This window comes from Xanthomonas sp. 3058 (genome assembly GCF_014199765.1).
In the GTDB taxonomy this organism is placed as follows: Bacteria; Pseudomonadota; Gammaproteobacteria; order Xanthomonadales; family Xanthomonadaceae; genus Xanthomonas; species Xanthomonas campestris_B.
Window position 1 is genome coordinate 62,038 of record NZ_JACHOF010000009.1, and the last position, 22,716, is coordinate 84,753.

The window sequence follows — 22,716 nt, forward strand, 5'->3', positions numbered from 1 at the left end:
GCCGGCATGATACCGACGCGATTGCCGCTCGCCGATGGCTTGACAGATCGACCCGGCTCCACTCCGCCCTCGCGCCGGATGCGGCTGCTACCTGAGCGGGTTGTGCACAGCGGCAGACATACCGATACGCAGGCGTCTGTCAACTGTTGATTTTTCTTTGTTGCATTCGTGTTTCACGCCTAAGTAATTGATAGATATACACTTATGTCGATTGGCTAAAAAATGTCCAACAGGTTGCAGAGGCTAGTGAATCCGCCTTCACAGCGTGGAGCACGAGACTAATTCACAGGCTTATCCACAGGCGGTGTGGATAAACCCGTTTCCTTAGCCCTCACATAGGTTTACGTCCGATTTATCACTTCCGTCACAGAAACGCCCGGTCTGGCGACGTCCCCATTTAGGGGTATCGGCAGGCCTCTGCCGGGGGCTGCACAGGGTCGGTAGACTGGCCGGATGCCTTCGACCGTTGCCACCCTGCGCGTCGCCTTGCCGGTGCCGCTGCCCCAATTGTTCGACTACCTGCCCCCGGCCGACGCCCCGCTGGCCGACCCGGCGCGGGTCGGTTGCCGGGTGCGGGTGCCGTTCGGGCCGCGCGAGTTGGTCGGGGTGGTGGTGGACATCGGGCAACTGGCGTCGGCCGAGGGGCTGCGCCCGGCGCTGGCATGGTGCGACGACGCGCCGTTGCTGGTGGAGGAGCTGGCCCGTTCGCTGCAGTGGCTGGCGCGTTACACCCACGCCCCGCTGGGGGAAGTCCAGTCCAGTGCGCTGCCCGGCCCGCTGCGTCGCGGCGAGCCGCTGGCCGACACCCACGCCTGGGCCTGGCAGCTGACCGAGGCTGGCCGCACCGGCGCTGCCAGCCTGCGCGCGGGCAGCCGCCCCGCTCTGCTGGCCACCCTGCTGCTCACCGGCGCGGTGGGAGAAGAGCAGCTGGAGCCGCTGCTGCCGCACTGGCGCGAGGCCGCGCGCAGCCTGGCCAAGCGCCACTATGCCGAGCGCGTGGCGGTGCCGGCAGACAGCATCCCGCCGCGTCCCGGCAACGGGCCACCGCTCAACGACGAACAGCAAGCCGCCGCCGCCGCCATCCGCGCGCAGACCGGGTTTGCCACCTATCTGCTCGACGGCGTCACCGGCAGCGGCAAGACCGAGGTCTACCTGCAGGCGATCGCCGACTGCCTGGCAGGCGGTCGCCAAGCGCTGGTCCTGGTGCCGGAAATCGGCCTGACCCCGCAGACCCTGGGCCGCTTCCGCGCCCGCCTCGGCGTACCCGTACACGCGCTGCATTCGGGGCTGTCCGATGGCGAGCGGGCGCGGGTGTGGGCGGCCGCCTGGCGCGGCGAGGCCAAGCTGATCGTCGGCACGCGTTCGGCGGTGTTCACCCCGCTGCCGAATGCCGGGCTGATCGTGATCGACGAAGAACACGACGGCAGCTACAAGCAACAGGATGGCATCCGTTACCACGCACGCGACTTCGCGTTGGTGCGCGGCAAGGCACTGGATGTGCCGGTGATCCTGGGCAGCGCCACGCCGTCGCTGGAAAGCCTGCATAACGCCTACGCCGGCCGCTACCAGCACCTGCGCCTGTCGCGCCGCGCCGGCGAAGCGCGTCCGCCGCGCGTGCGCGTGCTCGACGTGCGCAAGCGCCCGCTCAAGGATGGGCTGTCACCAGAGGTGCTGGCCGGCATCGGCGCCACCCTGGCGCGCGGCGAACAGGTCCTGGTGTTCAAGAACCGCCGTGGCTATGCGCCGGTGCTGCTGTGCCACGATTGCGGTTGGACCGCCGCCTGCCAGCGCTGCAGCACGCCGTTGCACCAGACCCCGATGACCGTGCATGCCGGCGGCCGGCGTCTGCAATGCCACCACTGCGGCGCGCGCCAGCCCGCACCGCTGGCCTGCCCGGCCTGCGCCAGCCTGGCGCTGCAGCCGCAAGGCATCGGCACCGAGCGGCTGGAAGAACGCCTGACCGAAGCGTTCCCGGAGTTTCCTGTCGTGCGCATCGACCGCAGCACCACCCAACGCCGCGATGCGCTGGAGACCCAGCTCGCCCGCCTGGGCAGCGAGGCCGGCATCCTGGTCGGCACGCAGATCCTGGCCAAGGGCCACGACCTGCCACGGCTGACCATGGTGGTGGTGGTCGGCATCGACGAAGGGCTGTTCTCGGCCGATTTCCGCGCCGCCGAAAAACTCTCCCAGCAGCTGATCCAGGTGGCCGGACGCGCCGGGCGGGCCGACCGCCCTGGCGAGGTCTGGCTGCAGACCCATCACCCCGAACACCCCTTGCTGCAGACCCTGGTCAACGGCGGCTACCACGCCTTCGCCGATGCCGAACTGCAGCAGCGCGAGGCAGCCGGATTTCCGCCGTTCGCGCATCTGGCGCTGTTCCGCGCCGAGGCCAAGGATGTGGCGGCCGCCAATCAGTTTTTGATGGCCGTGCGTGGCTTGACCACGGCAGATACCACGGCGCAATCGCCTGCGTTTGCCGCAGTGGAATGCTACGGGCCGATGCCGGCACCGATGCCGCGCCGCGCCGGGTTTCAACGCACGCAGTTGTTGTTGTCCGCGCAACAACGCTCGGCGCTGCATCGCTTGCTGGACGCGCAACTGCCTGCGATCTACGCACTGCCGCAGGCGCGACGGGTGCGTTGGTCGCTGGATGTGGACCCGATCGATCTGTATTGAGCCGGGTGTTGTTGCTGCCGACCAAGCCACTTTGGCAGGAGCACGCCCGCGTGCGCATTACCGGTGATGCGCACGCGCACGTGCGCTGCCACGATAGTCGGATGTCATCGGGGCAGCGCCGGGGACGATTTCCCCACAGTGCAATCGAGCCGGTGCTGTCGTCGGCGCGTGTGCGGCTATCCGTGAACCAAACACCGAGCCGAGCCACGCCTCGCTCCATCAACCGCACCCGGTTGTGGATTCTTGATCGGACAAGTGTCTCAACCATCACGCCGAAGCCAATACCACGCCGTCCGCCACACGTGCGACGTCATGGGAAGGCCCGGACGACGCATCGCAACTCAGGTCAGCGCCGTCATCACGCCACGCTGGTACGCAGGCCGCGTACGCAGACGCTGATACCACGCCTGCAGGTGCGGCAGCTCGGGCCGCTCGATCGGCATTTCGAACCACGCGTAGATAAAGCTACCCAGCGGAATATCGCCCATCGCAAACTGCGCGCCGGACAGATACGGCTGCTGCGCCAACGCCGCATCGGCGCGCGCAAGCAGTTCGCTCGAGCGGGCCAACGCTGCGGCGATGCGTGCGTGGTCGCGCTCGGCCTCCGGTGTGCGCAGCACGCCCCAGAACAGGTCGCGGAACACGCCGGCAAACGTGGAGGTGGTCCAGTCCATCCAGCGATCGCCCAGCGCGCGCTCGGCCGGGGCTTGCGGATACAAGGCCGGCGCGTACTGCGCGGCCAGATAGCGCACGATCGCATTGGATTCCCACAGTACCAATTCGCCATCCTGCAGCGTCGGCACCACGCCATTGGGATTGAGCGCGCGATAGGCGGGCGTGTCGTTACCGCCAAACGCACCGCCGACTTCGATCGAGGTATACGGCAGCCCGGCTTCTTCGGCGCACCACAGCACCTTGCGCACATTGCTGGAATTGCGCCGCCCCCATAACGTGACCGAGGGATTGCCTGTCGCCGAGTGCGTCGCTGCGTTTGCCATGGTCATTTTCCTGCTGTGGATTTTTGCGTCCTGCGTGCCGGACGCTTTGCGGGAGAGGTCTGCGCTGCAGCAGCGGCCGCAGGTTGCGCGGCTTTCGCCTGCCCGCCCTTGGGCGCATCGCGCACCCACAAGGCCTGCTCGTCCTGCTTGATCTCGAACACGCCGATCGCACGCACCAGATCGCTGAGTTTGCGATAGCCGTAATTGCGCGGATCGAACGAGGCCTGGTTGGCTACCTGCTTGCCCACCGCACCCAGATGCGCCCAGCCATCGTCTTCGCAGGCGCTGCCGATCGCGTTGCGCAGCATCTGCACCAGTCGCGTGTCGCCGCGCAGCGCGGTGGCGTCCTTGCGGCCGGCGGCGGTGTCGCTGGCCGCTGCCGCCTGCTCGCCCAGCGCTTCGACATAGGTGAACTTGGAGCAGGCATTGACGAACGGCGCAGGGGTTTTCTTCTCGCCGAAGCCATACACCTTCATGCCATCGGTGAGCAGACGCATCACCAGCGGCGTGAAATCCGCATCGCTGGAGACGATCGCAAAACCGTCCAGATTGCGCGCGTACAGCAGGTCCATCGCATCGATGACCATCGCCATGTCCGAGGCGTTCTTGCCGGAGCTATAGGCAAACTGCTGGATCGGCCGGATCGCATATTCGTGCAGCGCCGCCTCCCAGCCCTTCAGGTGCGGGCTCTTCCAGTTGCCGTAGGCGCGGCGCACGTTGGCCACGCCGTAGCGCGCCACTTCGGCCAGCACCACGTCGATCTTGCCGGCCGGCGCGTTATCGGCATCAACCAGCAAGGCGATGCGTTTGTCGGGATTGTCGATCATGGTCATTCCTTGAAGGAGTTGGCGGATTCGGTATCGATTTCGCTGTCGGTGGCATCGTCGGAGGGCAGCGTGTATTGGCTGCCGTCGTGCATCGTCAACACGCCATCGCGCAGGACCTCACGCTCGGACCCGGCACTGACCCAGGTGGCATGCACGCGGCCGCGGCCGCGATCGCCTTCCACCGTGAACACGAAATCGTCGTCGCCCGGCGCCAGACCGGTGCGCACCAGGTCCACCCGCATCGTGTGGATGTGGCCGATATGTTCCTGCACCACCGCATCGTCCTGCAGCGCGGTACGCGCCTGATCGGCAAACAGCGACCAGCCGAAGACGATCAGCCAGCCGAGCGCGCCCAGCACCACCAGGCCGAACAGCACCGCACAGGCCGCCAACCCGATCAGGCCGATCGTCACGCCACTGCGTTTGTTTCCGGTCGCACGCGCAGCAGCCGGGGCTGTCGTGGGCGAAGAGGATGGCAGCGGGGGCAACGGTGGCGGTAATGACGGCATGCAGTCACCAGATCGATGGGTTGCAACATGATGCCGCAGGCAGGACGCAATCAGGCGTCATGTTCATGGCCGATGCGGCATGCTGATAAGACCAAGTCGCATTCCATCGGACCTTACGATGACCTCCTCCCCCTCCCAAGCTCCGCTGCACCTGGTCGTGGTTGGTGGCGGTTTTGCCGGTTTATGGGCTACCCGCGCACTCGACGATCCCGGCATCCGCATCACCCTGATCGACCGCCAGAACCATCACCTGTTCCAGCCGTTGCTGTATCAGGTCGCCACCGCCGGCCTGTCGGCGCCGGATATCGCCGCGCCGCTGCGCCACATCCTGCGCGAACAGCGCAATGTCGAAGTGTTGCTCGGCGATGTCACTGAAATCGCACCGGCCCGCCGCGAAGTGGTGCTCGCCGATGGCAACACGCTCGGCTACGACATGCTGCTGCTGGCCACCGGCGCCACCCATGCCTACTTCGGTAACGATCAATGGGCCGAGCATGCGCCGGGCCTGAAAACGCTGTACGACGCGCTGGTGTTGCGACGCAAATTACTACTCGCCTTCGAGCGCGCCGAAGCCGAATCCGACCCGGCCGCACGCGCGGCCTGGCTCAGTTTTGCCGTGGTCGGCGGCGGCCCGACCGGCGTCGAGCTGGCCGGCACGCTGGCGGAAATCGCCCGCCACACGCTCAAGGACGAATTCCGCCATATCGATCCACGACAGGCGCGCGTGCGCCTGGTCGAAGCCGGCCCGCGCGTGCTGCCCTCGTTCCCGGACGATCTCACCGACAAGGCACGCAAGCAGCTGGAGCGGCTGGGCGTGGAAGTGCACACCGGCACCCCGGTGACGCATATCGATGCGCTGGGCTATCAGCTCGGCGACACCTTCGTGCCGACGCGTACTGTGGTGTGGGCGGCCGGTGTGGCGGCCTCACCGCTGGCGCGCACGCTGGGCGTGCCGCTGGATCGCGCCGGCCGCGTCGTGGTGGCGCCGGACCTGAGCGTGCCCGGCCACCCGGAAATCTTCGTTGGCGGCGATCTGGCGTCGGTGCAGCAGGACGGCCGCCCGGTGCCGGGCGTGGCGCCGGCGGCCAAGCAGATGGGCAAGCACATCGCCAAGGCGATCCGCGCACGTCAGCGCGGCCAGGCCGCGCCGGCGTTCCGTTATCAGGACTACGGCAACCTGGCCACGATCGGCCGCATGGCTGCCATCGTGCATGTCGGCAAGCTCAAGCTGTCCGGCATCGTGGCGTGGTGGTTCTGGCTGGCCGCGCACGTCTACTTCCTGATCGGCTTCCGCAACCGCTTCGTGGTGCTGGTGAACTGGGCGATGGCGTACTGGAGCTACCAGCGCGCCGCACGCATCATCTTCGGTGGCGCCACCAACGACCCGCCACCCAGCAGCAAGGACGGATGACAGCGCCACCGGCCGTGCGCGATGCTGTGCGGCCCGATTCGATGCGCTGATCGTGACCACTGTGCTGTTCCTGCTGGATCTGCTCGGCACCTTCGTGTTTGCCCTGAGCGGGGCGACCGTGGCGGTGCGCAACCGTCTGGACCTGTTCGGCGTGCTGGTGCTGTCATGCGCGGCGGCGGTGTCCGGCGGCATCGTGCGCGACGTGCTGATCGGTGCCACCCCGCCGGCTGCGTTGGTGCATCCGCAGTATCTGCTCACCGCCTGCCTGGCCGGCGTCGCCGGTTTCTATTGGCACTGCGCAGTGGAACGGCTGCGCAACCCGGTGCAGTTGTTCGACGCGGCCGGGTTGGCACTGTTTGCGGTCTATGGCACCAGCAAGGCGCTGGACTACCACCTCAGCCCGCTGAGCGCCACCTTGCTGGGCATGCTCAGCGGCATCGGCGGCGGCATCGCACGCGACCTGCTGGTCGCACGCACGCCGGTGGTGTTGCAGGCGGAGTTATATGCGGTGGCCGCGCTTGCCGGCGGCGGACTGGTGGCCATCGGCCATGTGCTCGGCGTGCCGCAAGCCTGGTCGCTGGCAACCGGCGCCGGCGTGTGTTTTGGCCTGCGTTTCATGGCGATCCGCTATGGCTGGCATCTGCCGGTGGCGCGTCTGCCGGAATAGCTGTCCTCGGCCAACACGACGATGCCGGCCGCATCATCCGGGACGGTCCGTCAGCGTCTTGAAGGCCATGAAAGCTGCACCCCTGCAACGCAAACGGCCCGGATAACCGGGCCGTCTTTGCACCTTGTCGCGCGTGATCGAACCGATCAGGCGACGAACAGCGCCTTCATTTTCTTCAGCGCATTCGCCTCGATCTGGCGGATACGCTCGGCCGACACGCCGTACTCGTCGGCCAGCTCCTGCAAGGTCACCTTGGAGTCGGAGTCCAGCCAGCGACGCTTGACGATATCGCGCGAGCGCGTATCCAGTCCGGCCATGCCTTCGCGCAGCAACTGCAGCTGATTGTCTTCGCTGTCGTGGCGCTCGTAAGCCTGCGACGGATCTTCCTCGTTGGCCACCAGATAGCTCACCGGCGACGGCGGGCCGTGATCGTCGTCTTCGTCGGACGAGGCATCGAAGCCGATATCACGACCGGACAGACGCGACTCCATCTCCATCACTTCGCGCTCGGAGACGTTCAGATCCTTGGCAACCGCAGTCACTTCGGAGGCATTGAGCCAGCCCAGGCGGGTCTTGGACTTGCGCAGGTTGAAGAACAGCTTGCGCTGCGCCTTGGTCGTGGCGACCTTGACGATGCGCCAGTTCTTCAGGATGAACTCGTGCATTTCCGCACGGATCCAATGCACCGCGAAGCTGACCAGACGCACGCCCATGTCCGGGTCGAAACGCTTGACCGCCTTCATCAGGCCGATATTGCCTTCCTGGATCAGATCGCCCAGCGGCAGGCCGTAGCCGTTGTAGCCGCGGGCCACGTGCACCACGAAGCGCAGGTGGGAATGGACCAGTTCGCGCGCGGCGTCCAGATCCAGCTCGTCACGGAAGCGACGGGCCAGATTCTGTTCCTCATCGACCGACAGCACCGGGATCTGGTGCACGGCACCGATGTAGGCGTCCAGCGAACCGAGCGCACTGGGAATCGGGAGATTGTTTGCCACAAGGGCAGTCGAGGTAGTCTGGTTCATAGGCACCATCTTAGCAGTCGAACTATTGGACTGCCGGGTACAGAAAGAGTTCCCAGCGTTCCATTTATAGGACATTCGAGCTTTTGGCCTTGTCGGCGTTCTACCGCGCAGCATCCCGAATTCGAACCTTAAATTACCACCACAGCCCTGCGCAGACCGTGACAACTCCATTGCAGAATCGACCGGCGCCGGGCCCGTTCAGCCGCCGGCCGAGGTGGTGTCCAAGACGTTACGCGGCGGCAGCGACCAGTCGATCGGACTGATCCGGCGGCGCTGCAGATGCTCGTTGGTCTTGGAGAAGTGCTTGCAGCCCAGGAAACCGCGATGCGCCGACAACGGCGAGGGATGCGGGGCCTTGAACACGCGATGGCGCGCCTGGTCGATGACCTTGCCCTTGGACTGCGCGTAGCTGCCCCAGAGCAGGAACACCAGACCTTCGCGCTCGCGGTTGAGGGTTTCCACGACATGGTCGGTGAAGCCTTCCCAGCCCTTGTTCTGGTGCGCGCCGGCACGTCCCTGCTCCACCGTCAGCACCGCATTGAGCAGCAGCACGCCCTGCTGCGCCCACGGCATCAGATAGCCGTGATCCGGACGCGCGATGCCCAGATCGTCCTGGATCTCCTTGTAGATGTTGAGCAGCGACGGCGGCACCGGCACGCCGGGCAGTACCGAAAAGCACAGCCCATGCGCCTGGCCTTCGCCGTGATACGGGTCCTGGCCCAGGATCACCACCTTGACCTGCTCGAACGGCGTGGCATCGAAGGCGGCAAAGATCTGCGGACCCGGCGGAAACACCCGCGCCCCGGCCGCCTTGCGCTGGCGCAGGAAGGCGGACAGCTCCTGCATCTCCGGGCGCAGCAACCAATCGCCCACCTGCGTCTTCCACGACGGCTCCAGCTGGATACGCGCCTCCACTTCCGTCACAACGTGACCGCCTGGTCCTCAAGCCGTGCCAGGCGTAACTGGAACAACACCTTGGTCACCAGCAGGCGTTCTTCGATGGGTTTTTGCACCAGATCGTTGGCACCGGCGCGCAGCAGGTCGGACTGGTTGCGCGGATTGGTGTCGCCGGTCATCACCAGCACCGGCAGGCGCCGCTTGCCGTAGGCGAAATCGATGCGGATGCGCTCGACCACGTCGCGGCCGTTGAGTTCGCCCTTCAGGGTCACATCGGTCAGCACCACGTCGATGCGGCGCTCGGTGCGGCCCAAGGATTCGGCGGTGAGCAGCGCGAAGGCGTCTTCGGCGGTCAGCACGTGCACCACTTTCAGGCTCTGGCGTTCGAGCATGCGCTTGGTCGCCTCGGCCACCACGCGGCTGTCTTCGATGTACAGCACGGTCGCGCCCACCACCGGTTCGGGCTGGACATAACCGCGGATGAAGGTCGCCAGGGCTTCGTGGCCCAGCGCCTTGTCGAAGTAATCGGTGACGTATTCGGTGAAGCGGCGCTCCACCAGGTGCTGCTGCGCATCGCCGGACACCACGATCACCGGCACATACGCCTGCCCGGCCGCTTCGCGCACGCTGCGCGCCAGCGCCAGGCCGTCGCCGTCGGGCAGCGACAGCGAGGTGGTGACCAGGTCCACCGCACCGGCTTCCAGCGCCTGGCGCGCTTCGGCGATGCTGGAACAACCGATCACCTGCACGTTGGGCAGGTCGCGCTTCAACACATCGGCAATCAGCTTGCGCACCAGCTTGGACCCATCGACCACCATCACGCGCGGCGCGTCGCTGATCAGATGCTTGAGGTCTGATGGATGCATGGCAGGTGTCAGGTCTCGGTGGGACGGGTCTGGCGAAGGAAATGGCCGGTCACCAGCCAGGCGCCCAGCCAACCCAGGACCAGGGTGCCGACCAGCACCATCGCAGAATGCAGCAGATCCAGCCCGTGCAGGGTAAAGGAACTGCCGTAGCTGTCGGCCAGGGTCGCCAGCGGCGCACGCAGCGCCAGCCCGGAGGCGGCGATCAATGCGAGCGCGACAGCGCCGGCGCCGAGCCCGTACCAGGCGCCCAGATACAGGAACGGGCGACGGATGAAGCCGTCGCTGGCGCCCAGCAATTGCAGCACGCCGATTTCCTCGCGCCGCGACTGGATATCCAGCCGCACCGTATTGCCGACCACCAGCACCGCGCCGACACCCAGCAATGCAGACAACACCTGCACCAGCCGCTCGCCGAAGTGCAGCCATCCATCCAGGCGCTTGCGCCACAGCGCGTCGTGCTGCACCTGATCGGTCTGCGGCAGCGCCTGCAGCGCGCCGGCCAGCTGCGCATCGTCGGCAGTATCGGTCGGCGTGACGATCAACAAGGTCGGCAACGGGTTGTCGCCGAGCGCATCGATCGCTTCGTCGAGCTTGGCGCTCTCACGCAGGTCGGCCAGCCCCTGCGCCGGTGTGCGCAGCGTGACCTGGGCGACATCCGGGCGCGCACGCAGCTCGCCGGCCAGGGCCTGCGCGGCATCGGCGCCGATCTCGACCTTCAGGAACAGATTGATCTCGCGCGACTGCTGCACGCTGCCGGCCAGCAGCTTGACGTTGTCCAGCGCGATCGACAGCCCCAGCGGCAAGGCCAGCGCCAGCGCCATCACCACGACGGTCAGCAAGGTGGCCCACGGCTTGCGCGTCGCCCGGCCCAGGCTGAAGGCGATGCTGTGCAGGTGGTGGTCGATCCACACGCCAAAGCGCGAGGGCGCGACGGCTTCGGTATTGGCGAGCTTGCTCATTCGGCCAGATCCTGCGGCGAGATGTCATCGACCAACCGGCCGTGGTCCAGGATCAGCACGCGCTTGCGCATCTGCTTGAGCAGCGCCAGATCATGGCTGACCACCAGCACGCTGGTGCCGCGCGCCGGCAGTTCGGCGAACAACTGCATGATTTCTGCCGCCAGTGCCGGATCGAGATTACCGGTGGGCTCATCGGCCACCAGCAGGCGCGGTTCACCGACGATGGCGCGGGCGATGCCCACGCGCTGCTGCTCGCCGGCCGACAGCTGCGACGGCAACGCCTTCTCGCGATGCGCCAGACCGATCCGCTCCAGTGCCGAACGCACCCGCTTGCCGATCTCGTTACGGCGGGTGCCGCGCAGGATCAGCGGCAACGCCACGTTCTCGGCGATGCTGCGGTCGTTGAGCAGGCGATGGTCCTGATAGACCGCGCCCACCTGGCGACGATGCAGCGGAATCTGCCGGCCGCGCACCTTGAGCAGGTTGCGTTCGCCCAGCAGCACTGCACCCTGGCTGGGCCGCTCGCTGAGGTGGATCAATTTGAGCAGGGTGCTTTTGCCGGCGCCGGAGTGGCCGGTCACGAACAGCATCTCGCCATCGGCCACTTCGAAGCTGACATCGGTCAGCGCCTGGTGGCCCCCGGCGTAGTGCTTGCTGACATTGTCGAAACGCAGGACGGTCATCCAGCGATTATGCCGGAGCGCCAGCGCTTGCGTCGCATCGCCGACGTCCGGCGATGCGATTGAGATCGCAAACGATCAGTTACCGGAGACCAGCGACCGCAGGCGACGGCCGATACGGCTCAGCAGCGACGGGTTGCCTGACGGCTTGGCAACGCTGCGCACCGGCTTGGCGACCACCTGGGTCGGTTTGCGCGGCGCGACGGGCGCGGGCACCGGAATGGCCGCCACCGGCTCGGCACCGTCGACCGGACGGCCGTTACGGCGACGCCGCCGCTTGCGCGGTGCGCGCTCGGCATCGTCCACGGTGGGGGACGGCGCCTGGACCGACGCCGCCGCAACCACCGGGGTGTCGGTCGGCGCGGCCGCTGCCGGCGCTTCGCCTTCCACGCGTGGCTTGCGACGCGGACGTGGCTTGCCATCGGCACTGCCGCCGTCACGGCGACCGCCGCCACTGCCGCTGCGCGATGCGCCACCCGGGCCGCTGCGGCCACCGCCGCGACGCTGTTCTTCGGCGGCACGCTGTTCGCGCGCTTCGCGGAAGATCGTGCCCACGCTGTCGCCGGCATCGTCGTCGACCTCCTCGCCTTCCACCGGCGCGCGCGCGGTGCGCGGCAACGGCGTCAGCAGCTCGGTGGTGACCGGCTCGACCGGGATCTTCTGTTCGATATAGGCCTCGATATCCGGCAGGCTCATCGCATAGCGCTCGCAGGCGAAGCTGATCGCATCGCCCTCTTCGCCCAGCCGCGCGGTACGGCCGATGCGGTGCACGTAATCTTCCGCATCGAACGGCAGGTCGTAGTTGTAGACGTACTTGACCCCGTCGATATGCAGGCCGCGCGCGGCCACGTCGGTGGCGACCAGGATTTCGAGCTGACCCTTCTGGAAGCGGTTGAGCAGCGACTCGCGCTTCTTCTGCGGCACGTCGCCCGACAGCACGCCGACCCGGTAACCGTGGCGCTCCAGCGTGCGCGCCACACGCTCGACGAACGCCTTGGTATTGACGAACACCATGGTGCGCGCGCCTTCGCTACGCGACAACAAACCCAGCAGCAGCGTCTGCTTCTCTTCGTCGGACGGGAAATAAATGCGCTGGCGCACCCGTGCGGCGGTGATGGTCTCGGTCTCGACCACCAGCTTTTCCGGCTCGTTCATATGCTCGTAGGCGAGCTCGAGCACGCGATGGCTGAGCGTGGCCGAGAACAGCAGCGTCTGCCGGGTGCCGCGCTCGGGCATGCGCCGCAGCAGGAAACGGATGTCCTTGATGAAGCCCAGGTCGAACATGCGGTCGGCTTCGTCCAGCACGCAGATCTCGCAGGCGTGCAGCGAGACCACCTTGTGCTGCTTGACGTAGTCGATCAGCCGGCCCGGGGTGGCGATGATCACGTCCACGCCCTGCTGCAGCAGCTCGCGCTGCTTGTCGTAGTCCACCCCGCCGTAGACCAGCGCAAAGCGCAGGCCCAGGTCGGCACCGAACTTGACCGCGTCCTTGTGGATCTGGATCGCCAGTTCGCGGGTCGGGGCCAGGATCAGCGCGCGCGGGTCTTCCGGCTTGCGGTCGGCCAGCGCCGGACGGATCAGCAGGCGGTTCATCACCGCCACCAGGAACGCCAGGGTCTTGCCGGTGCCGGTCTGGGCCTGCCCGGCGACATCGCCGCCGGGCAGCGCGACCGGCAGGGTCAGCGCCTGGATCGGGGTACAGCGGGTAAACCCGGCGCTCTCCAGCCCGGTGATCAGCGCCGGATGCAGGTCGAACGTGGAAAAAGTCAAATCGGTCAGCGGTTTGTCGCTCATTATTCCGTCTTCGTGAGGCGCCCTGGGCAGCCCGGGCGCGGCTTGCATCGATGCCGACAGCGTCGCAAACTGCGGCAGTTGTGGCGGACAGCGCGGCTTCAGGACTGACACTTGATTCAGTCGCGCAATGCCCCAGTTTAACGCAATGTGGCGGCCTGCCCGGTCGGGTGGGCCGTTTTGGTTTCCAGGAGACCCAACGTGAGCGACAAGGTTCAACATGTCGGCGATGCCGACTTCGATACAGCTGTACTGCAATCCAGTGAACCGGTCCTGGTGGATTTCTGGGCCGAATGGTGCGGCCCGTGCAAGATGATCGCCCCGGTGCTGGACGATCTGGCCACTACATATCAGGGCAGACTCAAGGTTGCCAAGGTCAATGTGGACCAGAACCGCGCCTTGGCCGTCAAGTACCACGTGCGCTCGATCCCGATGCTGCTGCTGTTCAAGGACGGGCAGGTGCAGGCGACCGAGATCGGGGCAGTTGGCAAGGGCCAGCTGACCCAGATGATCGACAAGACCCTGGGCGGCGCAGCTGCCTGAGTGAATGGGCGTCCAGCAATGGGCGCCCTGTGGTTCGCCAGCAGTTAACTGCGGCCCTGGCAGACGCTTGCGCGGTTGCGCGCAGCGGTGATAGTGTCAGCTGATCCGGCGCACGCTCGTGCACCGCCGTACCCCTCTAGAAACATCTTCTAGACTCCCATCACCAAAGTTCGCCCCCCAGCCGGGCGCTCGCACTCTTAGCGAGGAATCACGCACTTGTCCGATCATCCTTCCTCCGATACCGGGAGCAGCGTCGACGCTCCTGTCGAGAAGCGCGTGCGCAAGCCGCGCGTGAGCAAGACCGCCGTCGCCCATGACGATGCCGGCGCACAGCAGCCCAACCTGCCCTTGCCCGCCAGCCCCGCACCCGACGCTCCACGCGCTCCGCAGGCACCGTCGCACGCTGCCGATTCGGTACCGGCGCAGACGTCCAGCGATGGCCCCTATGCCGGTAACCCGCCCAGCACCAGTCAGGGCGGCGACCGTGGCGAATCCCGCGAAGGCGGCCAGTCGCAGCAGCAGCGCTTCAACCAGGCGCAGCAACAGCAGAATCAGACGCAGGGCCAGGGCCAGCAACAGAGCCAAGGCCAAGGCCAGCAACAGGGTCAGGGTCAGGGCCAGAACGCCGGGCAGAATCCGCAGGGCCAGGGGCAGAACCAGCAAGGCAATCGCCGCGACCGGTTCCGTAACCGCCGTGACCGCGGGCCGCGCGACAGGTTCGGCAACGAAGGCGGCGGCATGCCGTCTTCCGATGGCAGCAACGAGCCGTTCATCGCACGTCCGCATCCGGCCGTGCCGGAAGGCTTCCCGATCTATTCGCTGAGCGACCTCAAGCGGATGCCGGCGCAGAAGCTGCTGGACATCGCCGATCAGCTCAACATCCAGGAAGGCGTGGCGCGCGCGCGCAAGCAGGACGTGATCTTCGCCCTACTCAAGGTGCTGACCCGCCACGGCGAAGGCGTTGCCGCCGACGGCGTACTGGAAATCCTGCCCGACGGCTTCGGCTTCCTGCGTGCCGCCGAAGCCAGCTACCTGGCCGGCCCGGACGATACGTATATCTCGCCCAGCCAGATCCGCCGCTTCAACCTGCGCACCGGCGACCATCTGTCCGGCCGCATCCGCTTCCCCAAGGACGGCGAACGCTATTTTGCGCTGTCGATCGTGGACACCATCAACGGCGAGCCGCTGGAAGCCAGCAAGAACAAGGTGCTGTTCGAGAACCTGACCCCGCTGTTCCCGCGCCGCCGCTTCCGTCTGGAGCGTGGCGATGGGTCCACCGAGGACATCACCGGCCGCATCCTGGATCTAATGGCGCCGCAGGGCAAGGGTCAGCGTGCGCTGATCGTGTCCCCGCCCAAGGCCGGCAAGACGATGATGATGCAGCAGGTGGCCACGGCCATCACCAGCAATCATCCCGAAGTGCACATGATCGTGCTGCTGATCGACGAGCGCCCGGAAGAAGTGACCGAAATGCAGCGCACCGTGCGCGGCGAGGTCATCTCCTCCACCTTCGACGAACCGGCCGCGCGCCACGTGCAGGTCGCCGAGATGGTGATCGAGCGGGCCAAGCGCCTGGTCGAGCACAAGAAGGACGTGGTGATCCTGCTCGACTCGATCACCCGTCTGGCGCGCGCCTACAACAACGTGGTGCCCAGCTCCGGCAAGGTGCTCACCGGTGGTGTGGATGCCAACGCGCTGCACCGTCCGAAGCGCTTTTTCGGTGCGGCCCGTAACGTCGAAGAAGGCGGCTCGCTGACCATCATCGCCACCGCGCTGGTCGAGACCGGCAGCAAGATGGACGAGGTGATCTACGAAGAGTTCAAGGGCACCGGCAACAGCGAAGTGCATTTGAACCGTCGCATCACCGAAAAGCGCGTCTACCCGGCGATCGACATCAACCGCTCGGGCACGCGTCGCGAAGATCTGTTGATCGAGCCGGAGCTGCTGCAGAAGATATGGATCCTGCGCAAGCTGTTGCACCCGATGGACGAGATCGCGGCAATGGAATTCCTGCTGGACAAGATGAAGACCACCAAGTCCAACGACGAGTTCTTCAGTTCGATGAAGCGCTGAGTCGCTCGGCATTCTCGATACAAAAAAGCCCCGCATCGCGGGGCTTTTTTGTAGTTGGGTGATGATGCAGAGTCTCCGGTATTCGATGCGAAGCGCTTGGCATGACACCTGCAGCAACGGTGACAGCCGCTGCTCGATGGCACGACACAAAAACCAGATCTGGTTATCTGCCTGACAGAGCGCGTCGCGCGGGAGCAAGGCGCAAGCCCCTCTTCCCTTATCCCTCCTGCAGCGGCGTCGCCAAGCGAACGCCTTCTCCTCGCACCGAAAACAAGCCATAGCCAGACAGCGCATCAGGACTGTCGATCGATACGGCGTCACTCCTTTCATTACGCCACGGCGCAGCCTGACGCGGGCCCGGCAGGTAGGCCTGCCACTGCTTCTGCCTGGCGTTTAGGTCGCGCTCGGATGAGGCAATCTCGAACGTCACCGGCACGCGCATCACCCAGAAAGGAGCATTGACGTCAGGGCCCTCGGTTGGCGGAAGAAACTCCCAATGACGCGCCTTGCTCATGGACGCATCGGCAAACTCCTGCCGCCAGCGTGCGCGCTTGGACTCGGGCACCAGCGCGGTGAGATTGACCTGCTCGGCGACCACATCCTCGACCTTTCCCGTACGACCGATCTTGAGCAGCAGATAGACCACACCCGTCGCCCCACCTCGGAAGGCATTCACCGGATAGGCAGGTGGTTGCATGTCCTTGGAGCGCACGCTCCCCACATCCTGCGCCTCGCCGCCGAAATGCGCGCTACGGATCGAAATCAGATACCGATTGTCATCGGTCGGCTTGGCGACCAACAGCAGATTCATCGGCAAGGTTGCCGGCAAGGCGCTGCCATCGTCTTTCACCGGATCGAAGCGCCACGCCGCGATCGAGTGCTTGACCCGCTCGCGAACGGCCACCGGTAACTGGGCCTCATCCTTGAGCGCCACTGCGGTGACGACACCCTCGGGGGTCAGTGTCAGGGTACCCGATACATTCATACTCGCCTCGGTCAGCTGGCGAGCGCTGCTGGAACCCGCTTGTGCATTACCGAGCAGTGCCAGTCCCATAGCGAAGCCAAGCACGATTTTTTGCTTCCACTGCATCACGACTCTCCATTGATCCAAGCGCTCTTTGTACCAGTGTGCACATGCAAACGAAACATCTTAGGCCAGCCGACGCGAATCCGCATACGGCGGGGTGTCGGGGTAGTCGTCCTCGCGCAGGCGAGTTTGCAGGTCGCGCCACCATTGCGGGTCGAACAGTTCCGGGTGCAGGTGCTTGACCGCTTCCAGCTGCGAGGGTGGCAAGCCCATGAATAGCGCGAAGCGCTCGGGAAACACATCGCGCGGGCCGACGTGGAACCAGGGCTCGGCAGCCATCTGTTCTTCATAGGTGCTGGGGGTCGGCCAGTCGCGGAAGGTGCATTCGGTGATCAGGCACAGCTCGTCGTAGTCGTAGAACACCGCGCGCTGATGGCGGGTGATGCCGAAATTCTTCAGCAGCATGTCGCCGGGAAAGATGTTGTTGCGCGCCATGTCCTTGATCGCCTGGCCGTAGTCCAGCGCGGCCGCATGCGCGGCCTCGGGCAGTTGTTCGCGCAGATACAGATTCAGCGGGCGCAGGCGCCGTTGCACGTAGCACAACGCAATCAGTACATCGTCGCCATCCTCGCTCAGGCTCAGCGCGCAGCTGGTCTGCAGTTCTTGCAGCAGCGCAGGCGAGAAGCGCGATTTGGGAAACCGCAGGAAGCGATACGGCTGCGCATCCAGCAGACGACCGATGCGATCGAGCTGGAACACCAACTCGTATTTGCCTTCGACCTGCGCGCGGCTCATGGTCTTGGGATACGCAAAACGGTCGCGGATCAGCTTGAACACCAGCGGATAGCTGGGCAGCGTGAACACCACCATGACCATGCCGGGTGTGCCGTCGGCATGCACCAGTTGTTCGGCTGGATGCGCCTGGAAATGGCTGAAAAACGTGCGATAGCGTTCGGTCTTGCCCTGCTTGGCACGCCCGAGCATCGTGTACAGCTCATCGACCGGCTTGTGGGTGAGCAGGCTGCGCAGGAACACCACCGCATCGCCGACGGTGGCCAGATCGGCCTGGAAGTAACTGCGCGAGTTACTGAACAGCTGCGCGACATCGCTCCGCTTGGTCAGTACCGCTTCGGCGCGTAACCCGGCAGCGTCGTTGACCAGCGCAATGACGAACGGGGAAAAGCGATGTTCGCCAAACACCCGCCCGATCAGATACGCACGACGCTCGCGGTAGAACACCGTCTCCAGCAGTTCCACACTGCGCACCGGATGCTCGCCCCAATGTGCGAGATCGTCGAGCAGGCGCACCGCGATCGCGGCCGCGCACCGGGTACGGTGCGCATACGGCAGGGCAAACGCGTAATCGCCGAGCACGCGCACCAGCATGTCGGTCAGCCGGCCCGGCGAGACTGCGTAGGTATGGCGCGCGACCGGCAGCGTGATCGCATCGGTCGGCTCGATATCCAGCGCGATGAATTCGATCTCGGCATCGACCCCGTGGGTGCCGAAATACCGCCGGGTCAGGGTGTTGTAGAAGGTCTTGTACAACTCCTGATCGATCAATCCGCTCAGCAGCGCGGCGTAATGGCTGCGTGCGCGCATCCACAAGATCCGGTCGTGCGCCTGCCCGAGCAACACCGCGCGCAGACGCAACATGCATTCGGTGATGTATTGATCGTAGAGCGCGATGCGTGCGACCGCGTCGTCGCGCGCGGCGCTCCAGTCGCGCGTCTCGAAACGCTGCTTGGCACGTGCGGTGATCTCGGCAAACCGTGCGTGGTAATCCTCGAAGGCTTCATACACGGCCTGGGCGATCGCCAGTGCGCGGCGCTCGGACTGCGGCGGTAACGGGAGCTGGCTCATGGCGGCAGTGTACCCAGCGCATGTTGCGGCGTGCAGCCAAGACAACCGGCCAATCGAGCAGGCGCGTCGTCGACGAATGCCGAGGCCGCTCGCAGCCAGGGACAGCACCCGTGACCGGAAAGACATTGCGCCGTCATGCGAGGCCTGGCACATGCCGACCGCGCTATCGCAATGGCATTAAGCCCAGAAAAACGACAAGGCCCGCCTCTCATCGAGGCGGGCCCTGCCTGTTGCACCTGCTGGACGCACCGCCAGGCGGTGCGTCTGGATCAGGCCTTCAGCGTCGCCAACACGTCGTTGAAGGTCTTGCTCGGGCGCATCGCCTCGCTGACCTTGGCCAGATCGGGGTGGTAGTAGCCGCCGATGTCCACCGGCTTGCCCTGGGCGCCGTTGAGCTCGGCCACGATGGTGGCTTCGTTGTCGGTCAGCGCCTTGGCCAACGGTGCGAACTTGGCCTGCAATGCGGTGTCTTCGGTCTGCGCGGCCAGGGCCTGCGCCCAGTACATCGCCAGATAGAAGTGGCTGCCGCGGTTGTCCAGCTCACCGACCTTGCGCGCCGGCGACTTGTTGTTGTCCAGGAACTGGCCATTGGCCACGTCCAGCGCCTTGGCCAGCACGGTGGCCGACGGATTGTCGTAGCGGTTGCCCAGATGCTCCAACGAGGCGGCCAGGGCCAGGAACTCGCCCAGCGAATCCCAACGCAGGCTGTTCTGTTCGACGAACTGCTGCACGTGCTTGGGCGCCGAGCCGCCTGCACCGGTTTCGAACAGACCGCCGCCGGCCATCAGCGGCACGATCGACAGCATTTTGGCGCTGGTGCCCAGCTCCAGGATCGGGAACAGGTCGGTGAGATAGTCGCGCAGCACGTTGCCGGTGACCGAGATGGTGTCCTGGCCCTTGCGGATGCGCTCCAGCGAGAAAGTGGTCGCATCCACCGGCGGCAGGATGCGCAGATCCAGGCCGTTGGTGTCGTGGTCCTTCAGGTATTTCTCGACCTTGGCGATCACCTGCGCATCGTGTGCGCGCGCCTTGTCCAGCCAGAACACGGCCGGGGTATCGCTCAGACGTGCACGCTCGACCGCCAGCTTCACCCAGTCCTGAATCGGTGCGTCCTTGACCTGGCACATGCGCCACAAATCGCCGGCGTCCACCGCGTGTTCGAAGACGGTGGTGCCGGTGTCGTCGGTGACCTTGACGGTGCCGGCGGCGGCGATCTGGAAGGTCTTGTCGTGCGAGCCGTATTCCTCGGCCTTCTGCGCCATCAGGCCGACGTTGGGCACCGAGCCCATGGTGGACGGATCGAATGCGCCATGCGCCTTGCAGTCGTCGATCACCGCCTGATAGACATCGGCGTAGCAGCGATCCGGGATCACGGCCTTGGTGTCCTGCAGCTTGCCTTCGGCATTCCACATCTGACCGGAGTCGCGGATCATCGCCGGCATCGACGCATCGACGATCACATCGCTGGGCACATGCAGATTGGTGATGCCCTTGTCGGAATTGACCATCGCCAAGGCCGGACGCTGCGCATATTCGGCCTTGATGTCGGCCTTGATCTGCGCCTGCTGTGCTTCCGGCAGCGAGCCGATGCGTGCGTACAGATCGCCGATGCCGTTGTTGGGATCGAAGCCGACCGACGCGAGCGCTTCGGCATGTTTGCTCAGCGTGTCCTTGTAGAACTCGCCGACCACCACGCCGAACAGCACCGGGTCGGAGACCTTCATCATGGTGGCTTTCAGGTGCACCGAAAACAGCACGTCCTTGGCCTTGGCATCGGCGATTTGCGCGTCGATGAAGCTGGCCAGCGCACGCTTGCTCAGCACGGCGGCATCGACGATTTCGCCAGCCTTCACCGCCACGCTTTCCTTCAGCACGGCGCTGCTGCCGTCGTTGCCGACGAACGCGATCTTCAGCGTGCCGGCGGCCGCCAGCGTGGTGGATTGCTCGCTACCGAAGAAGTCGCCCTCCTGCATATGCGACACGTGCGACTTGGAGTCGCTGCTCCACTTGCCCATGCGATGCGGATGCTTGCGTGCGTAATTCTTCACCGACAACGGCGCGCGGCGATCGGAGTTGCCTTCGCGCAGCACCGGATTGACCGCGCTGCCCTTGACCTTGTCGTAGCGCGCCTTGATGTCTTTTTCGGCAGCGTCCTTGGGTGCGTCCGGGTAGTCCGGCAATGCATAGCCCTGGCTCTGCAATTCGGCAATGGCGGCCTTGAGCTGCGGCACCGACGCGCTGATGTTGGGCAGCTTGATGATGTTGGCTTCCGGCGTGGTGGCCAGCGCGCCCAGCTCGCCAAGGTCGTCGGCGATCTTCTGGGCGTCGGTCAGCTGTTCCGGAAACAGCGAAAGAATGCGGCCGGCCAGCGAGATGTCGCGGGTTTCGACCACGATGCCGGCGGTATCGGTGTAGGCATCGATGATCGGCAGCAGCGACTGCGTGGCCAGATAGGGTGCTTCGTCGGTGAGCGTGTAGATGATCTTCGGTGTCTTCGACATAGGGTGCGATGGCTCGTGTGGTCGGAAGGAGCGCCGCCTCCAGTGACGATGGCGCCGGCGTGCGCGACGGAGGTCGCTGATGGCACGCCGATCGGCCAGCGCGTAGCACGCGGCGATGGATCAGCAGGCCATTGTCGCGTCTGAGCCGCGCCCGGGTAAAGCGACCACGGGCGGACGCTCCATCCCGTCACCCGGCCCATCGACATGGATGCAGCTGTAACGAATGGGTCACGCAGTCAAAAGGCGCGATCGTGTGATCGCGCCTTTTGAGGTGTTGCATGTGCGATAGCGCGTATTCTCACCGTGTTGGCCCGGGATCTGCCAGGAGCAGTGGCAGCGCTCATCGCCCCGAAACGGCTGTGCATGCAGTTCGCGTGCGTGGGCACGCAGCCGCTTGACCGATCAATTCACGGAAATGGTCTGCGGCGAACCTGCCGGCTTGCCACCCACCGTCGTCTCGATGGTGTAGGTACCGGTCGGCCAACCGTATGGCTTGTTGAAGCTCAGGTTGGTGGTTTCGGCGCCGTCGGTATTCAGCGTTGCGGTCTGCTCGCCTGCCACCTGACCGTCCTGAAAGATCATCTTGGCCGAAACCGGCACGTTTTTCGCGCTGCCATGGGTCTTGATCGAGACGATGATGGTGTTTTTCAGGCCGATGTTGGCAGAGGGCTTGACGCTCTTGTCGGCCGCCACCTCGGTGCCGACCACCACGCTGGACACGGTGACGCCGGAACCCGTCGCGGCAGGAGCGGCGGTCTCGGTACTTGCAGCGCCGGAGGCGGTGCTTTGGCCAGCCTGGTCACTCGCTGGTGGAGTTCCGGCCGGGCCGGGCATCGCAGCGGTGGCGGCGCCGGAGGTCGGATCCTTGGACACGGCGGCGTCGTCGGCCTTCTTGCTGCACCCGGAAAGCGCAAGGACGCAGGCAAGCGCCACGGCGAGGGTGCTTGAAATGGATATGCTACGCATGGATCAATCTCCAGAGATCGAACGGATCGTTGGTCTTTCAACCGTCTTCAGCGCGCAATGCGCCTATGCCTTGGGAGGCAAGTGCAACACCTGCCCCGGGAACACCTTGTCGGGATCCTTCAGCGTTTCGCGGTTGACTTCGAAAATACGCGGCCACAGATTGCCGTCGCCCAGATGGTGCTTGGCGATGCTGGACAAGGTGTCACCGGTCTGCACGGTGACCGATTCTCCGACCAGCTGTGCAGTGCCATGCACGCTGGTACGCACGTTGGAAACGTCTGGCGCAGGCGAGATCTGTGCGGTGCTATCGACCGAAGACGTCACGTCGGAGAAATCGGCTTTCTTGTCGGCACTCATTGCTGCAATCCTTCGAACATCAGGTCATTGCAGCGTGCGTGCAGCGCCGTTAAGCGTGGATCGCGCCTGGGTGAAACTGGCGC

At 65.4% G+C, this 22,716-nt stretch carries 19 protein-coding genes; 5 read left to right on the forward strand and 14 right to left on the reverse strand.

Going from position 1 to position 22,716, the window contains the following annotated elements:
* Positions 1-453: 453 nt before the first annotated feature.
* On the forward strand, positions 454-2,676 hold the full coding sequence (locus GGR61_RS13070; RefSeq protein WP_184621849.1) for a primosomal protein N': 2,223 nt from the start codon (positions 454-456) through the stop codon (positions 2,674-2,676).
* Between the two features lie 341 nt (positions 2,677-3,017).
* Here the strand turns inward: GGR61_RS13070 and GGR61_RS13075 are convergent, their stop codons facing one another.
* Genes GGR61_RS13075 through GGR61_RS13085 form a run of 3 tightly spaced genes read right to left on the reverse strand, consistent with a single transcriptional unit; the run spans position 3,018 to position 5,010 of the window.
* Positions 3,018-3,680 carry a glutathione S-transferase gene (locus tag GGR61_RS13075; protein ID WP_276568260.1) on the reverse strand — a complete coding sequence of 221 codons (663 nt, stop codon included), beginning with the start codon at positions 3,678-3,680 and terminating at the stop codon, positions 3,018-3,020.
* Complete coding sequence (locus tag GGR61_RS13080; RefSeq protein ID WP_184621853.1) at positions 3,677-4,507, reverse strand: NYN domain-containing protein; 831 nt, start codon at positions 4,505-4,507, stop codon at positions 3,677-3,679. Before GGR61_RS13080 ends, GGR61_RS13075 begins: the two co-directional genes overlap by 4 nt.
* On the reverse strand, positions 4,504-5,010 hold the full coding sequence (locus GGR61_RS13085; protein WP_184621854.1) for a hypothetical protein: 507 nt from the start codon (positions 5,008-5,010) through the stop codon (positions 4,504-4,506). The genes GGR61_RS13080 and GGR61_RS13085 overlap by 4 nt, the downstream gene beginning before the upstream one ends.
* Before the next feature lie 118 nt (positions 5,011-5,128).
* Here GGR61_RS13085 and GGR61_RS13090 point away from each other — a divergent pair, with 118 nt between their 5' ends.
* Both GGR61_RS13090 and GGR61_RS13095 read left to right on the forward strand, forming a co-directional pair.
* Entirely contained in the window at positions 5,129-6,421 is a 1,293-nt protein-coding gene (locus GGR61_RS13090) for an NAD(P)/FAD-dependent oxidoreductase (protein WP_184621856.1), read from the forward strand.
* 52 nt (positions 6,422-6,473) lie between these two features.
* On the forward strand, positions 6,474-7,088 hold the full coding sequence (locus GGR61_RS13095; protein WP_184621858.1) for a trimeric intracellular cation channel family protein: 615 nt from the start codon (positions 6,474-6,476) through the stop codon (positions 7,086-7,088).
* Positions 7,089-7,234: 146 nt separating this feature from the next.
* Here GGR61_RS13095 and rpoH read toward each other — a convergent pair whose 3' ends face one another.
* The 6 genes from rpoH to rhlB form a co-directional block, all read right to left on the reverse strand.
* Positions 7,235-8,110 (reverse strand): RNA polymerase sigma factor RpoH, encoded by an 876-nt coding sequence (gene rpoH / locus GGR61_RS13100; protein WP_010370120.1) that lies wholly within the window; start codon positions 8,108-8,110, stop codon positions 7,235-7,237.
* A 198-nt stretch (positions 8,111-8,308) separates the two neighbouring features.
* Complete coding sequence (ung, locus tag GGR61_RS13105) at positions 8,309-9,034, reverse strand: uracil-DNA glycosylase (protein ID WP_184621860.1); 726 nt, start codon at positions 9,032-9,034, stop codon at positions 8,309-8,311.
* Positions 9,031-9,873 (reverse strand): response regulator, encoded by an 843-nt coding sequence (locus GGR61_RS13110; protein WP_184408008.1) that lies wholly within the window; start codon positions 9,871-9,873, stop codon positions 9,031-9,033. Before GGR61_RS13110 ends, ung begins: the two co-directional genes overlap by 4 nt.
* An 8-nt stretch (positions 9,874-9,881) precedes the next feature.
* Positions 9,882-10,832 (reverse strand): permease-like cell division protein FtsX, encoded by a 951-nt coding sequence (gene ftsX, locus GGR61_RS13115; RefSeq protein ID WP_184621862.1) that lies wholly within the window; start codon positions 10,830-10,832, stop codon positions 9,882-9,884.
* On the reverse strand, positions 10,829-11,515 hold the full coding sequence (gene ftsE, locus GGR61_RS13120) for a cell division ATP-binding protein FtsE (protein ID WP_184408010.1): 687 nt from the start codon (positions 11,513-11,515) through the stop codon (positions 10,829-10,831). Before ftsE ends, ftsX begins: the two co-directional genes overlap by 4 nt.
* Positions 11,516-11,590: 75 nt before the next feature.
* Positions 11,591-13,306: an ATP-dependent RNA helicase RhlB gene (rhlB, locus tag GGR61_RS13125; protein ID WP_184621864.1), complete on the reverse strand. Its 1,716-nt coding sequence runs from the start codon at positions 13,304-13,306 to the stop codon at positions 11,591-11,593.
* A 198-nt stretch (positions 13,307-13,504) separates the two neighbouring features.
* Between rhlB and trxA the strand changes: the two genes are divergently transcribed.
* Positions 13,505-13,846 carry a thioredoxin TrxA gene (gene trxA / locus GGR61_RS13130; protein WP_184408012.1) on the forward strand — a complete coding sequence of 114 codons (342 nt, stop codon included), beginning with the start codon at positions 13,505-13,507 and terminating at the stop codon, positions 13,844-13,846.
* A gap of 216 nt (positions 13,847-14,062) precedes the next feature.
* The gene (gene rho, locus GGR61_RS13135) at positions 14,063-15,919 is read left to right on the forward strand and encodes a transcription termination factor Rho (protein ID WP_184408013.1); all 1,857 of its coding nucleotides are present in this window, start codon (positions 14,063-14,065) and stop codon (positions 15,917-15,919) included.
* Between the two features lie 217 nt (positions 15,920-16,136).
* On the opposite strand, the gene GGR61_RS13140 is transcribed toward rho, so the two are convergent.
* The 5 genes from GGR61_RS13140 to GGR61_RS13160 form a co-directional block, all read right to left on the reverse strand.
* Positions 16,137-17,009, reverse strand: coding sequence for a hypothetical protein (locus tag GGR61_RS13140; RefSeq protein ID WP_039518532.1), 873 nt, complete (start codon positions 17,007-17,009; stop codon positions 16,137-16,139).
* Positions 17,010-17,069: 60 nt separating this feature from the next.
* Positions 17,070-18,809: a bifunctional isocitrate dehydrogenase kinase/phosphatase gene (aceK, locus tag GGR61_RS13145; protein ID WP_184621866.1), complete on the reverse strand. Its 1,740-nt coding sequence runs from the start codon at positions 18,807-18,809 to the stop codon at positions 17,070-17,072.
* 269 nt (positions 18,810-19,078) lie between these two features.
* Positions 19,079-21,310, reverse strand: coding sequence for an NADP-dependent isocitrate dehydrogenase (locus tag GGR61_RS13150; RefSeq protein WP_184621868.1), 2,232 nt, complete (start codon positions 21,308-21,310; stop codon positions 19,079-19,081).
* A gap of 402 nt (positions 21,311-21,712) precedes the next feature.
* Positions 21,713-22,276, reverse strand: a complete 564-nt coding sequence (locus GGR61_RS13155) for a hypothetical protein (RefSeq protein ID WP_184621870.1) — start codon at positions 22,274-22,276, stop codon at positions 21,713-21,715.
* Positions 22,277-22,339: 63 nt separating this feature from the next.
* Positions 22,340-22,633: a LysM peptidoglycan-binding domain-containing protein gene (locus tag GGR61_RS13160; protein WP_184621872.1), complete on the reverse strand. Its 294-nt coding sequence runs from the start codon at positions 22,631-22,633 to the stop codon at positions 22,340-22,342.
* Positions 22,634-22,716 lie beyond the last annotated feature (83 nt).

What these genes read in the sequence shown, in the direction of transcription:
- GGR61_RS13160 (WP_184621872.1), bottom strand. Translation starts at nt 22,633, where the DNA reads ATGAGTGCCGACAAGAAAGCCGATTTCTCCGACGTGACGTCTTCGGTC.
- GGR61_RS13140 (WP_039518532.1), bottom strand. Translation starts at nt 17,009, where the DNA reads ATGCAGTGGAAGCAAAAAATCGTGCTTGGCTTCGCTATGGGACTGGCA.
- ftsE (WP_184408010.1), bottom strand. Translation starts at nt 11,515, where the DNA reads ATGACCGTCCTGCGTTTCGACAATGTCAGCAAGCACTACGCCGGGGGC.
- rhlB (WP_184621864.1), bottom strand. Translation starts at nt 13,306, where the DNA reads ATGAGCGACAAACCGCTGACCGATTTGACTTTTTCCACGTTCGACCTG.
- ftsX (WP_184621862.1), bottom strand. Translation starts at nt 10,832, where the DNA reads ATGAGCAAGCTCGCCAATACCGAAGCCGTCGCGCCCTCGCGCTTTGGC.
- GGR61_RS13110 (WP_184408008.1), bottom strand. Translation starts at nt 9,873, where the DNA reads ATGCATCCATCAGACCTCAAGCATCTGATCAGCGACGCGCCGCGCGTG.
- aceK (WP_184621866.1), bottom strand. Translation starts at nt 18,809, where the DNA reads ATGAGCCAGCTCCCGTTACCGCCGCAGTCCGAGCGCCGCGCACTGGCG.
- rpoH (WP_010370120.1), bottom strand. Translation starts at nt 8,110, where the DNA reads ATGAACCAGACTACCTCGACTGCCCTTGTGGCAAACAATCTCCCGATT.
- GGR61_RS13150 (WP_184621868.1), bottom strand. Translation starts at nt 21,310, where the DNA reads ATGTCGAAGACACCGAAGATCATCTACACGCTCACCGACGAAGCACCC.
- GGR61_RS13155 (WP_184621870.1), bottom strand. Translation starts at nt 22,276, where the DNA reads ATGCGTAGCATATCCATTTCAAGCACCCTCGCCGTGGCGCTTGCCTGC.
- GGR61_RS13070 (WP_184621849.1), top strand. Translation starts at nt 454, where the DNA reads ATGCCTTCGACCGTTGCCACCCTGCGCGTCGCCTTGCCGGTGCCGCTG.
- GGR61_RS13075 (WP_276568260.1), bottom strand. Translation starts at nt 3,680, where the DNA reads ATGACCATGGCAAACGCAGCGACGCACTCGGCGACAGGCAATCCCTCG.
- GGR61_RS13080 (WP_184621853.1), bottom strand. Translation starts at nt 4,507, where the DNA reads ATGACCATGATCGACAATCCCGACAAACGCATCGCCTTGCTGGTTGAT.
- GGR61_RS13090 (WP_184621856.1), top strand. Translation starts at nt 5,129, where the DNA reads ATGACCTCCTCCCCCTCCCAAGCTCCGCTGCACCTGGTCGTGGTTGGT.
- GGR61_RS13085 (WP_184621854.1), bottom strand. Translation starts at nt 5,010, where the DNA reads ATGCCGTCATTACCGCCACCGTTGCCCCCGCTGCCATCCTCTTCGCCC.